Source organism: Helicobacter canis, assembly GCF_008693005.1.
Classification (GTDB): Bacteria; Campylobacterota; Campylobacteria; order Campylobacterales; family Helicobacteraceae; genus Helicobacter_B; species Helicobacter_B canis.
On the sequence record NZ_VXKE01000023.1, the window covers coordinates 1 to 12,475 of the forward strand.

The 12,475-nt window shown below is 43.2% G+C and carries 11 protein-coding genes; 6 read left to right on the forward strand and 5 right to left on the reverse strand.

From position 1 onward, the window contains the following. The 5 genes from F4V45_RS08910 to F4V45_RS08930 form a co-directional block, all read left to right on the forward strand. Positions 1-313: class I SAM-dependent methyltransferase (locus F4V45_RS08910; RefSeq protein ID WP_246145315.1), on the forward strand; the 313-nt coding region annotated here is incomplete at its 5' end. Positions 314-345: 32 nt separating this feature from the next. Further along, positions 346-1,191 carry a hypothetical protein gene (locus tag F4V45_RS09845; protein ID WP_246145316.1) on the forward strand — a complete coding sequence of 282 codons (846 nt, stop codon included), beginning with the start codon at positions 346-348 and terminating at the stop codon, positions 1,189-1,191. A gap of 48 nt (positions 1,192-1,239) precedes the next feature. Further along, the gene (locus F4V45_RS08920; RefSeq protein WP_150337973.1) at positions 1,240-1,989 is read left to right on the forward strand and encodes a class I SAM-dependent DNA methyltransferase; all 750 of its coding nucleotides are present in this window, start codon (positions 1,240-1,242) and stop codon (positions 1,987-1,989) included. Then, positions 1,986-3,212 carry a glycosyltransferase family protein gene (locus F4V45_RS08925; protein WP_246145317.1) on the forward strand — a complete coding sequence of 409 codons (1,227 nt, stop codon included), beginning with the start codon at positions 1,986-1,988 and terminating at the stop codon, positions 3,210-3,212. The genes F4V45_RS08920 and F4V45_RS08925 overlap by 4 nt, the downstream gene beginning before the upstream one ends. Then, complete coding sequence (locus F4V45_RS08930; RefSeq protein WP_150337974.1) at positions 3,209-4,408, forward strand: glycosyltransferase family 4 protein; 1,200 nt, start codon at positions 3,209-3,211, stop codon at positions 4,406-4,408. Before F4V45_RS08925 ends, F4V45_RS08930 begins: the two co-directional genes overlap by 4 nt. A 5-nt stretch (positions 4,409-4,413) precedes the next feature. On the opposite strand, the gene F4V45_RS08935 is transcribed toward F4V45_RS08930, so the two are convergent. The 4 genes from F4V45_RS08935 to ppsA are packed head-to-tail and all read right to left on the reverse strand — an operon-like array spanning position 4,414 to position 8,538. After that, on the reverse strand, positions 4,414-5,199 hold the full coding sequence (locus F4V45_RS08935) for a UDP-N-acetylmuramate dehydrogenase (protein WP_150337975.1): 786 nt from the start codon (positions 5,197-5,199) through the stop codon (positions 4,414-4,416). A gap of 1 nt (position 5,200) precedes the next feature. Then, a complete protein-coding gene (gene fliQ, locus F4V45_RS08940) occupies positions 5,201-5,467 on the reverse strand; it encodes a flagellar biosynthesis protein FliQ (RefSeq protein WP_023930842.1) in 267 nt (88 codons plus the stop codon). A 33-nt stretch (positions 5,468-5,500) separates the two neighbouring features. Then, positions 5,501-6,109, reverse strand: a complete 609-nt coding sequence (lpoB, locus tag F4V45_RS08945) for a penicillin-binding protein activator LpoB (RefSeq protein WP_150337976.1) — start codon at positions 6,107-6,109, stop codon at positions 5,501-5,503. Between the two features lie 5 nt (positions 6,110-6,114). Next, positions 6,115-8,538 carry a pyruvate, water dikinase gene (ppsA, locus tag F4V45_RS08950; RefSeq protein WP_150337977.1) on the reverse strand — a complete coding sequence of 808 codons (2,424 nt, stop codon included), beginning with the start codon at positions 8,536-8,538 and terminating at the stop codon, positions 6,115-6,117. Between the two features lie 167 nt (positions 8,539-8,705). Here ppsA and purL point away from each other — a divergent pair, with 167 nt between their 5' ends. Further along, positions 8,706-11,252 carry a phosphoribosylformylglycinamidine synthase subunit PurL gene (gene purL / locus F4V45_RS08955; protein ID WP_210670591.1) on the forward strand — a complete coding sequence of 849 codons (2,547 nt, stop codon included), beginning with the start codon at positions 8,706-8,708 and terminating at the stop codon, positions 11,250-11,252. Positions 11,253-11,314: 62 nt separating this feature from the next. On the opposite strand, the gene F4V45_RS08960 is transcribed toward purL, so the two are convergent. Then, positions 11,315-12,472 carry a glycosyltransferase gene (locus F4V45_RS08960; protein WP_150337978.1) on the reverse strand — a complete coding sequence of 386 codons (1,158 nt, stop codon included), beginning with the start codon at positions 12,470-12,472 and terminating at the stop codon, positions 11,315-11,317. Between the last annotated feature and the right edge of the window lie 3 nt (positions 12,473-12,475).

Sequence of the window (12,475 nt, forward strand, 5' to 3'; positions counted from 1 at the left end):
CGGCTTGGACTGCAGGACGACAAACCCCGTGGCGAGTGGGCCCGGAATAACCCACATACTTCTAGAAAGAGTTCCTGTGCAAAACAACAGCAAAGCTTTTGTAACGCTTCAAAATAGCGGCTCTTTCTACCACCCACAAGTTATATTTAACAAAAAAGATTTTTTAGATTTTTTTAAAGATCTAGGCTTTGTGCTTATTGATGAGTGGAACGACTATGTCGATAGTGCGATAATTCCTTTTCATAGAGATATTTCAGCCAACAATTATCAAGGATTTTATTTGCAAAACAAATTTAAATCAAACTTGATATAATCCCAAGCATTTCTACTTGCAAGGAGACCTTAATGCTTTCACGGATCAAAAATTTTGTTAAAACCCGCTCTCTTTTACAAAGAGCAGACATTGCCTTTTCTCGTGGGGCACTCAATGCCACCTTACGCAATATAGAGCCAACTAATCCTATCAGCTGGGAGTTTCAGGCATTTTCACAAAATGGCGAAGATGGAATTATCGACTATCTATGTAGCAAAATCACTCGCCCAAATCGTTATTTCTTAGAAATTGGTTCATCAAATGGGCTAGAAAACAATACTGCATTTTTGGCTTATTCTCGACTTTTTAGTGGGATTATGGTTGATGCAAATACGGGGGGGGGGGGAATCCATCTCTCAAGTCTCTTTAGCTTAGGCGTAGAGGTTGTAGAGAAATTTATTGATAAGCATAATATCCACGAACTCCTTGAAATGTGTCTTTATAGGGATATGGATGTATTTTGCATTGATATTGATGGGAATGACTATTATATGATGAAGCTATTTTTAGATTCTGGTTTCAGTCCTTCTATTATTGTTGCAGAATACAACTCAACCTATGGTCCAGACAAATCCATAACAATCCAATATCGTGATGACTTCTCTTACTCTCTCGCCCATCCAACAATGCTTTACTATGGTGTATCAGTAGAGGCGTGGAAAAGATTTTTAAGCAAATATGGATATAAATTCATCACTTGCGATAGTCGTGGGGTTAATGCGTTTTTTGTCAAGATGGATAGATTTGAGCAATCATTCCTAGACAATATTAAAGGATTGGAGTATCAAGAAAACTTCTATGAGCTTAGAAAGTTTAAAATGCCAAATCACGAGCGTTTCAAGCTTATACAAGATATGGAATTTGTCGAAATAAGCTAATTTATCGGTATTTTACGCTAGTATTTCCCAAAAATTTGGTGAGATACTATGGCTTCATTTGATCAAGATTATGCAAGATATTATGATTTGCTTTATGGTGATAAAGATTACGAAAAAGAAGCTGCCTATATCCACGATTTGATCCAGCGATTTGCCCCAAAGGCTCAAAGGATTCTAGAGCTTGGGTGTGGTAGCGGAAAATATACTTCTATCCTTGCAAAGTATGGCTACGATATGTGCGGCTTGGATTTATCTGCATCAATGATTGATATAGCACAGCAAAAGTATCCGCGTATTCCTTTCAAGGTGGCAAATATCAAAGACTTCGCCCTAGATGAAAAATTTGATGTCATCATCTCATTTTTCCATGTTATGAGCTATCAATGTAGTAATGAATCCTTGTGTGCTTCATTTGCCAATGTTTTCAAACACCTTAAGCCTAATGGAGTTTTTTTATTTGACTGCTGGTATGGTCCTGCGGTCTTACACGAAAAGCCAAGCATTAGGATTAAGCGAGTGAGTGATGGACAAGTTTCTATCACGCGTTTAGCAGAGCCTGTTTTGCATCCTGATGAAAATATCGTTGATGTTAATTATGAAATCATTGTCAATACACCCAATCAACCTACACAAACTTTCAAGGAGACCCATAAAATGCGCTATTTTTTCACTCCAGAAATAGATCTTTTGGCAAAACAAAGTGGCTTTAAACTAGAATCTAGCGAAGAGTTTCTTAGCGGGAAAAAGCTTGATTTTAGCTGTTGGGGGGGGGCGTATTGTCTCAGAAAGCCCAAATGAAATCCCTACTCATTATCCACCCAGATGGCAATATTTATGACAACCATAATTTCTATGAAATGGTTGAGTTTTTAAGAAAATCTTATAAGGTAACCATTCTCACAATAGCCCACAAAGGTGGAAAAAACAAGCATAATGATGAGTTTGGTCGCTATATCATTTACTATTTTCGTGGCTGGAGAAGGCTATTTAAATACTTTGACTCCAATACACTGCGTTATATTTTTCTTAATATTTACCTTTTTGGTAGGAGAAAGTATGACCTTATCATAGGTGTGGATAGAGAATCCATTATTCAAGCCTCCATTCTCTCTAAAATGACCAAAACACCTTATGCGTTGCTTTCGTATGAGATATTTTTTGAAGATGAGACAAGTGCTAAGTTTAAGCAAAAAGAGCGAAAAGCGTGTCAAAATATATCGTTTGCTATAGTGCAAGATGAGCTACGCAGAGTGCATTTGTGTGAGCAAAACCATATTCCTAAAGAGAAAGTTATGCTTATGCCTGTGGCTGCTGGAGTAGCAAAGTCCCACCCAAATACATACTTTTTACACGACCATTTGCATATTTCTAGAGATAAGAAGATTTTACTTTATGCTGGAGGGATTGATGGCTGGAGTGGATTCCCGGCATTGTTTTATATCCTAGAATCTATGCTTCCAGATGATTGGGTATTTGTTATACATTTTAAACACCCGGGCATAGCTAAAAGTAAGCCTAATTTTGAGTTAAAGAAAGTGTATTACTCTGAAACCTATCTTCCTACTTATCACGACTTTTCTAAGCTTTTATATAGTGCTGATTTGGGACTAGTATGCTACTATCCAGATTTTATGGATGTATATCGCGGTAAAAACATTGGCTATATTGGCTTATCATCTGGCAAATTCAATACTTATTTACAGCACGGCTTACCCATTTTAGCTATCCACCCATCATATCTTGCCAAGCTCACAAAGCAATATAAGCTTGGTATTGGGACGACTGATCTGCGAGCGATTAACCTAACAAACTTCAAAAAAGAAGAGTATGGACAAAATTGCCTCGATTTTTTTGACAAATTTTTATCATTTGAAACTTGTAAAGATGAACTTGTAAGGCGTATAGAAAATGCTCTAGGGGGGGGGGCGCAATATAAACCAATAATCGCCGATGTCCTATCTTTTGTAAGCGAGAGCTATCGTTGCAGCTTCTCCTATGATCACTTGGGAAGTGCAGCATGATTGGCAAAAAGCTGCGTGTTGCCTGTGTATTTGAGGGGGAACTGACTGTGGGTGGTGGATTCCAACAGCCTTTGAGTGTGCTAAAAGAGATTTATCATAATTGTAATTTTGATTGCATCCCGATTGTATTTTCCAAACAAAATCAACAAATACTCCATACTCTTAATATAGAATCTATCCTTTGTCATAGGGGGTTATTATCTAGGATAAAAGAGTTTTTTATTAAGCATTCGATAATTAAATATTTTCTACATCGCATAAGAATACTAAGCGCATTAGAAAAAGTGCTTTTTGCACAAAATATAGATATTTGCTACTTTCTTACTCCATCAAGTCAGTGCCTTAGCCTGTCTCAACACCATTTTATTTTTACAATCTGGGATCTATCGCATAGAGATTTTGTAGAATTTCCAGAAGTTTATCACAATAATGAGTTTAACAACAGAGAATTTCTCTATCGCAATGCTATCCACAAAGCTGTAGCTGTTATCACTGATTCTGAATATGGGCGTCACAATGCCATAACATACTATAATGCTTCGCCACATAGAATCTATGCCTGCCACTTTGCTCCGTCTATCAATACAACAGATGAAAATATCCCCTCTAATATAAATATCAAAGAAAAATACAATATATCCGGTGACTACATCTACTATCCTGCACAATTTTGGTCGCATAAAAATCATATCTATATATTAGAAGCCTTGCAGATTCTTAAAAATGAAGGAATTTGTATCAACGCTATTTTTAGTGGATCTAATAGGGGTAACCTTGAATATATCCTTGAAATGGCTAAAGCAATGGGGCTTGAAGACCTTGTCCATTATATTGGCTTTGCACCAAATAATGAAATTAAATCTCTCTATACACAATCTCTAGCATTAGTTATGCCAACTTATTTTGGACCAACCAATATCCCCCCACTTGAAGCCTTTAGCCTAGGGGTGCCAGCAATCTACTCCAACCTACCTGATTTAAAAGAGCAAGTAGGCGATGCGGCTCTGCTATGCGATTTGCGCGATCCTGCAAGCCTGGCACAGCAAATCAAACTTCTTCTTCACAATACAAACCTAAGAGAAGAGCTTGCTCAAAAAGGAGTAGAACAACTAGCCAAGCTCAATGCCACAAGCATAATGGACATTCTCTCCGCAATCCTTGAAGATTTTCACATAAAACGCAAATGCTGGAGATAAATAAACTAATCTAAAATCCGCACTTCTGGCTCTAGATAGATCCCAAAGCGATCTTGCACTTTTTTTTGCGCGTATTCTATTACCCAGAGTGCATCTTCGAAGCTCGCTCCACCTTTATGCGCTAAAAAATTCGCGTGCTGCTCGCTAAAGCCTACGCCATTTTTCATAAAGCCCTTTAGCCCGGCTAGCTCCAGCAATCTGCCCGCATAATCTCCGCTAGGATTTTTAAAGCAGCTGCCACAGCTAGGAAGCTTAGGGTGAGTTTTTCTCATCATCTTGCAAGCTTGCAGCACCTCTTCCCTAAACCCCAGCTTCTTCCTAAAACGCACAGCACTAATAAGCCCGCAAATCGCGCTGCGCCTGTATGCAAGCCCCAAATCCTGCCTCCAAACACCATTGACACAGGCGCTTAGCACAACATCTTTCATCTCATACTGCTTCATACCAGCATTCATCATCAAAAGTCCCCCAGCACTCCCCGGTAACGCCTGCAAAAACTCTAACCCGCACAAATTATGCTTGCGGAAAAATGCAAATATTTTCCCGCTTGGCGTCATTGCCCCCACTTCTACCCACTCTTCACTCTCCAAAATATAATCAAACTCTTTACTCAGCATTGCGAGATTTGGTGCATTTGGCGAGACCAGCAAATTATATGCGTGCCCTATATAGCGATATTCCTGCATTGTGCTAAAGTGCTCTTCATCGCTCTTTTCCAGCACCACAACAGGCGTTACTCCACCGATTTTTAGACTACTATATTTGGCAAAATCTATATTGTATTCGCGCATACTAGCTAATGAATCTTGGAATTAGCTCAATGATATTTTTTGTATAATCTGTAAGCATTGTAAGCATCCAAGGCATTGTGAAAATAATCACCGCGATAACGCCCAAAATCTTAGGCACAAACGACAGCGTCATTTCATTGATCTGTGTTGTCGCTTGAAAAATGCTAATCAAAAGCCCTATCACAAGCCCTGTAGCTAGAATAGGCAGAGAAATAAGCAATGTAATCTTATAAGTCTCAATGGCTAATGCCATCAGCTGTCCTTCCATATCAATCCTTACTGCCTATACTAGAATCCACTTTTACCACGCTGAAGTATTTTTCCCCACCTTGATAATATTAATCTCATTATCCCACACCACAAGCCCGCTCTTTAGATCAGTAAGAGTGAGTAAAAAAAAGTAATCCACTCTTTGCTTAGATTTTACCTTTGTATTACGCTGGATAATCTTCCCAGATAGCGACAGCTCAGGAGCTATGATATTGCCTTTTTCCGGGACCCCATATTGATTGACTTCATCATCTCCGCGCGCACCTCGCACAGATTCTAGCATTTTATCCTTACTGCCACCGCTCCCTGCAAATGCCATTGTTAGGATAAATTTCCCACTATTGCGCATATCGCGCGTAATTTTACGCGTAAGCTCTTGAGTAGAAAAATGTTGCATAGTGTCGTTAATCACATCAGAAATCGCAAGCACTTTAGGCTTTGAGAGCCCAGCCAGAGAGCGCACATAGCCACTCTCTAAAAGCGACTTAGTATTATCACTCGCTGCTTTCTCTAAATCGTGATAATCAATCCCTAAAGAAGAATACTCTTTAGATTCTGCATTATCCACATACTGCACACCACCGCAACCACATAGTATAAACCCAGCCACCAAAGCCCAGCAAGCCGCCCACTTCATCATCACACCTATTTTAGTGTCGCTTCAAGATCTGCTATGCGCTTCCAAGTAGCCACCACAGAATCTGGATTTAAAGAAATAGAGCTAATGCCCTCTTTTACCAAAAATTCCGCTATCTCTGGATAGTCGCTAGGAGCTTGCCCACAGATCCCGCAGTATTTATTATGCTTTTTACACGCAGCAATAGCACGCTTAAACATCTCTAGCATAGCGGGATTGCGCTCATCAAAGATGTGGCTTACAAGCTGACCATCTCTATCTACTCCAAGTGTGAGTTGAGTAAGATCATTTGAGCCAATGGAGAAGCCATCAAACATACTTAGAAAATCATCTGCCAAAATCACATTCACAGGTAGCTCACACATCACATAAATTTCTAAGCCATTCTTGCCAGATTCTAGCCCATTGCGGCGCATAATCTCAAGCACCTTTTTCCCCTCTTCTGGCGTGCGGAGAAACGGCACCATAACCTTCATATTGGTAAGCCCCATCTCTTCGCGCACTATACTAAGTGCCTCACACTCCCACTCAAACGCCGTGCGATAGAGATCAGAGTAGTAGCGGCTAGCCCCACGATAGCCGAGCATTGGATTTTCTTCCAAAGGCTCATAAGCTAGCCCGCCAATCATACCGCGGTATTCATTAGATTTAAAATCACTCACACGCACAATCACAGGCTTAGGATAAAACGCCGCAGAGATCATACCCATTCCCTCTGCGATCTTTTTGATGAAAAAGTCCTTAGGGCTCTCATAGCCAGAGACAAGCTTCTCTATCTCTTCCCTATCCTTTATGTCTTTTTTGCCATTTTGCAAATCAAGCAGAGCAAGCGGGTGAGCTTTGATTTGATTTAGGATAATATGCTCCATACGCGCAAGCCCCACCCCATCATTTGGCAGTTGTGAAAATCCAAATGCTTTCTCTGGGTTGCCAATATTCATATAGATTTTCGTCTTTGTCTGCCCAAGATTGCTAAGCTCGATAGTTTCAATCTCAAAGGGGTGGATTCCAGCATAGATATAGCCCTCTTCCCCCTCGGCACAAGATGCGGTAATTTCCATTCCCGTATAGAGTCTATCAGTCGCGCCCACTGCTCCAACAATAGCAGGCACGCCAATTTCTCGCGCCACGATTGCTGCGTGGCAGGTGCGCCCACCACGATTAGTGATAACAGCAGCTGCCTTTTTCATCGCTGGCTCCCAGTCTGGGTCGGTATTGTCTGTTACAAGAATCTCGCCTTCTTTAAAGGTATTCATATGCTCTAAATCATTGATGATGCGCACTTTCCCGTGCCCGATCTTTCCGCCAATTGCACGCCCTGTCAGTATTACCTCTCGCTCGACACTCCTGTCTTTGAAGCGGAATTTCTCTAATTTTTGCGCACAGCCATTTTTGCTCTTTTGACTCTGCACGGTTTCTGGGCGAGCTTGCACGATAAATATCTCTCCACTCTCGCCATCTTTAGACCACTCCATATCCATAGGGCGATACTCGCCTGCTTCTTTTGTGTAATGCTCCTCAATCTTTATCGCATAGCGCGCTAGTGTCAAAATATCTGCATCAGTGATAGAGAAAGTGCGCATTTCTTCTTGAGTGGTTTGGATATTTTTGGTGGGGTGTGGATCACCGGGCGTAGCATAGACCATTTTTTGATGTTTATGTCCTAGCTGCCGCTTGATAATGGGGCGTTTGCCCTCTTTGAGTGTAGGCTTAAAAACATAGAATTCATCAGGATTCACCGTCCCCCCTACGACATTTTCGCCTAGCCCCCAGCTAGAAGTGATAAACACCGCATCTTTAAAGCCTGTTTCTGTATCGATAGAAAACATCACCCCAGCACTGCCCTTATCCGCGCGCACCATTTTCTGCACACCCACAGATAACGCTACCTTAAAGTGATCAAACCCCCTAGAAGCTCGGTAGCTCACCGCCCTATCGGTAAAAAGCGAGGCAAAGCAGGATTTAATATAATGCACCAAATCTGTCTGCCCCTTTACGCTTAGATAAGTATCTTGCTGCCCTGCAAAGCTCGCATCAGGCAAGTCTTCCGCAGTAGCAGAGCTGCGCACAGCCACATCAGCATAAGTCATACCATACTCTTCACTCAAAATCCTATATGCTTCAAAAATCTCATCGCGCAAGTCAGGGGGCAGCGGTGTGCCAAAGATCAGCTCACGGATCTGCTTGGATCTAGTCTTAAGCACATCAATTTCTGTTACATCAACACCTGCGAGCAGATCGACTATCTTTTGCCGAATCCCACCAGAATCCAAAAGATACCAATACGCATCACTTGTGATAGCAAAGCCATTTGGCACCTTAATCCCAACAGGGACAAGCTCTTGGAACATCTCGCCAATGCTAGCATTTTTACCACCAACAAGCGGGACATCTTTATTATTGAGCTCTTTGAAAAACTTGATATACTTCATTCTCTCTCCTAGGGTATTTGGGTAATGTGGGCTCTTGCGACTCAAAAAAGTATATTGTAATTGATAAACCTTTAATAAACCTTAACAGATAAGCTTAATACAAATGCAAAGAATCAATTGCTACAATACCAAGCAACACCTAAATTACAGCACTTCAAGGACATCTTATGAGCAAGACATTTGTAATACAAGATATGCCAAGCGCGTTGCAAGCACACAAACTCTCCAATGATGACTACAAGCAGATTCTAGCGATTTTAGGGCGAGAGCCAAATCTTGTAGAGCTAGGGATTTTCTCGGCGATGTGGAGTGAGCATTGCAGCTACAAGTCCAGCAAAATCTACCTAAAGGGCTTCCCCACAAGCGCGCCTTGGGTCATTCAAGGTCCGGGCGAAAATGCCGGCGTAATCGACATAGGCGGAGGCTATGCAGCAGTGTTTAAAGTCGAGTCCCACAACCACCCTAGCTTCATTGAGCCTTATGCTGGGGCGGCAACGGGTGTGGGCGGGATTATGCGCGATATTTTCACAATGGGCGCGCGTCCAGTGGCAAGCTTGGATTCTATCCGCTTTGGTGAGATTTGGCGAGATGATGAAGTGGGCAGAAAGCATAAATCCTTGCTCAAAGGCGTGGTAGCTGGGATTGGTGGCTATGGGAATTGTATGGGCGTGCCAACTATTGGCGGGGAAACAAACTTTGAGCCCTGCTACAATGGCAATATTTTGGTCAATGCCTTTTGCCTAGGGATTGCCAAAGCGCAAGAGATTTTCTACGCCAAAGCGCAAGGCAATGGCAACCCGGTCTTATATGTAGGGAGTAAAACAGGACGCGATGGCTTGGGCGGGGCGGTGATGAGTAGCGATTCTTTTAGCCAAGATTCTAAAAGCCTGCGCCCAACGGTGCAAGTAGGCGACCCATTTACAGAAAAGCTTTTGCTTGAAGCCTGCTTAGAGCTTTTTACACAAGATTTAATCATCGGTATCCAAGATATGGGCGCAGCTGGGCTTACTAGCTCTAGCTTTGAGATGGCTGGGCGCAGTGGGAGCGGAATGCGACTCTACCTAGATAGAGTCCCTATGCGTGAAAGGGGTATGAACGCTTATGAGCTTATGCTAAGTGAGTCTCAAGAGAGGATGCTAATTTGTGCCAAAAAGGGAGCAGAGGAGCAAATCAAAGCGATTTTTGCGAAATGGGAGCTTGACTGCGAAGTGATTGGGGAAGTTACGCAAAGTGGCGATATGGAGCTATTTTGGGAGGAGCAAAAGGTAGCGCATATCCCCATTGCCCCCATCACAGAAAATGCCCCCATTCTTCATCTCCCCACCAAAGAGCCAAGCTATATACACACGCTCCGCAAGCTAAACCCACTAGAATCCATACAGCACCACACAGCGCAACATAGCCTTACAGATATAGCGCGAGTGCTGCTAGGGAGTATTGATATTTGCGATAAAGAGTGGATTTATAGTCAATATGACAGCAGCGTGCAGACAAACACGCTCATCGCCTCTGGGCAAGGAGAGGGCAGCGTGGTGCGCATAAAAGAAAATGGCGCAGCTCTTGGAGCGGCTATCCACGCGCCTGTGCGCTACTGCTATCTAAACCCAAGAGAAGGCAGCAAGATTGCCGTAGCGCGCGCAGGGAGAAAATGCGCCACAAGGGGCATAAAGCCGCTAGCGATAAGCGACTGCCTAAACTTTGGCAATCCAAACAACCCAGAAGTGATGTGGCAGTTTAAAGAGAGCTGCGAGGGCATTAAAGAGGCGTGTGAAATCCTGCAAACGCCTGTGGTAAGTGGCAATGTCTCGCTCTACAATCAAACAGATTCTACTGACATCTACCCCACCCCAACGATTGTAAGCGTAGGGCTAGCGAGCGATCCGCAATGGGTCATCGACTCTGCTTTCACAAAAGAAGGGAGCAAAATCGCCCTGCTAGGAGAAATAGGCGAGGACTTTGGGGGGAGTGTGCTAGAGAAGCTTGCACAAATGGGCGCATTTGGGGCGCATTTGGGGGGCGAGATTGTCCCAAGTGGCGACTCGCCCCAAATCGATCTAGCGCGTGAGAAGCGATTGTGGGATCTTTTGCTAAGTGGGATTACAAAAGGGCTTATCCTTAGTGCCAAAGAAGTGGGCGAAGGGGGATTGGGCATAGCTTTGGCAAAAATGTCTATCCTTAGCAGGCTAGGCTGCGCAGTGCAAATCGCTCTGCCAAAGCGCGAAATGCTCTTTAGCCAAACGCAAAGCTGTGTAGTGGTGGAAACAAGCGATTTTGCGCAGCTGCAAGAGCTAGCAAAGCTACATAGCTTTCCTTGCGCGCTATTGGGGGAAGTAGGAGGGAATAGCATTAGCATACAAGTGAAAATAGATTCGGCTTTGGGTGAGCAATGCGGCAGTGTTGCGGATTTTGTGAAAGGCACGAACGCCAAGTTCGCTAACCTTCCCCAAAATCCGCAAAGCAACCACAGCCCCACCGCAAAACCAGCGACAGCGGTGCAAGGCGAAGCCGAAGCAGGTTTCTTTAGAACTCCTAGAATCCTTGAGAAAGACAATCAAGCCGAGTGTAAAAAATCCGCCCAAACGCAAAAACTAGATTCTAGCACCGCTAGCTCAAATCAACAAGCAAGCAATCCCCAAGCAATCTACCTATCTATCCAAGAAGCAGGCGAGATATTTTTCCAAAGCTTTACAAAACACTTAGGCATAAATGCCTAGATTCTAGCTAGCCTAGCTAGAATCTAGTGCGCAAGCTTTTAGTGGCTAAAATTAAGGCAAGACTATTGCAATGAGTCAAAAAGCTCTTCCCACTGCTGCAACACCGCGCTTTTAGAAAACTTCTCTTCCACGCATTGCTGCACTCTAGCCCCACACTCTTGGCGCAAGCTACTTGAGTGCATAAGCTCCTGCAATCGCATGGCATAAGCTTGCACATCATTGTCTTCTATCAAGTTTTTGATAGGCTCTATCACATCGCTAGGTCCGGTATTTACATCAAAGGCGATGAGGGCTAGCCCCATAGAGCCAGCTTCTAGTAGCACCATAGGCAGAGCTTCATAGTAGCTACTCATCGCATATATGCTAGCTTTAGCGTATTCTTCATAGATTTTTGTAGTAAAGGGCTTTAGCGTGATACTAGATCCTAAGCCCTTTTGCGCGATTTTGGATTCTAGCTCGCTCTTAAGCTCGCCATCGCCTACGATACAGAGCTTCCAGCTAGCAAACTCCCCACCACGCTGCACAATCTCCCAAATATCAACAAGGCGTAAAAAGCCCTTTTGATCGCCCTCTTCCATACGCCCCACACTTAGCACTACCTGCGCAGAGCTATCGCACTCCTTTTTGCCAGCAAACTCTGTGATGAAATTTGGGATCACTTCCACACGCCTATAATGCCTACTCCAAAGACTATGCTGCTTACTTGATAGCACGACAATGCTATCAAATCGTCTTGCGCGCGCTCTTGGGCGAGAAAATGGCAGATGAAAGACTTTGATACTCTTTGGGAAACGACTAAATCTTAATAGGGGGGGGGGCAGATAGATATGGTCATTATCGATAAGGAAGTCAAAGTCTCTAGCAAGCTTGCAGATTTTATAGCTTAAAACTCGCTCAAAAACACTGCGGTAGTAGAGTTTGTAGAGCTTACTTGCTTGCGCTTTTTTGTGCATTGGCGCGCCGCTAAAGTCGTAGATATAATGCAGCCTAACCCTAGAATCTAGCTCATAAGGTAGCCTATCATACCGCTTAAAGCAGCTACAAACCCCAACTTCATAGCCCAGAATCTGCACAAAGGCATTGGCTAGATTTACTACTACGCGCTCTATGCCGCCTTTGCGCGTAATATCCCCTATGACAAGCAGGATCTTGCGCGCAGCTTTGGGTCTTTGTTCGAGGCTTTGCTTGGAGCTTTGTAGGGTGGATTCTAGTGCGTTCATTGA

Coding starts and splice junctions, on each gene's coding strand:
- F4V45_RS09845 (WP_246145316.1), top strand. CDS start 346: ATGCTTTCACGGATCAAAAATTTTGTTAAAACCCGCTCTCTTTTACAA.
- F4V45_RS08920 (WP_150337973.1), top strand. CDS start 1,240: ATGGCTTCATTTGATCAAGATTATGCAAGATATTATGATTTGCTTTAT.
- F4V45_RS08925 (WP_246145317.1), top strand. CDS start 1,986: ATGAAATCCCTACTCATTATCCACCCAGATGGCAATATTTATGACAAC.
- F4V45_RS08930 (WP_150337974.1), top strand. CDS start 3,209: ATGATTGGCAAAAAGCTGCGTGTTGCCTGTGTATTTGAGGGGGAACTG.
- F4V45_RS08935 (WP_150337975.1), bottom strand. CDS start 5,199: ATGCGCGAATACAATATAGATTTTGCCAAATATAGTAGTCTAAAAATC.
- fliQ (WP_023930842.1), bottom strand. CDS start 5,467: ATGGAAGGACAGCTGATGGCATTAGCCATTGAGACTTATAAGATTACA.
- lpoB (WP_150337976.1), bottom strand. CDS start 6,109: ATGATGAAGTGGGCGGCTTGCTGGGCTTTGGTGGCTGGGTTTATACTA.
- ppsA (WP_150337977.1), bottom strand. CDS start 8,538: ATGAAGTATATCAAGTTTTTCAAAGAGCTCAATAATAAAGATGTCCCG.
- purL (WP_210670591.1), top strand. CDS start 8,706: ATGAGCAAGACATTTGTAATACAAGATATGCCAAGCGCGTTGCAAGCA.
- F4V45_RS08960 (WP_150337978.1), bottom strand. CDS start 12,472: ATGAACGCACTAGAATCCACCCTACAAAGCTCCAAGCAAAGCCTCGAA.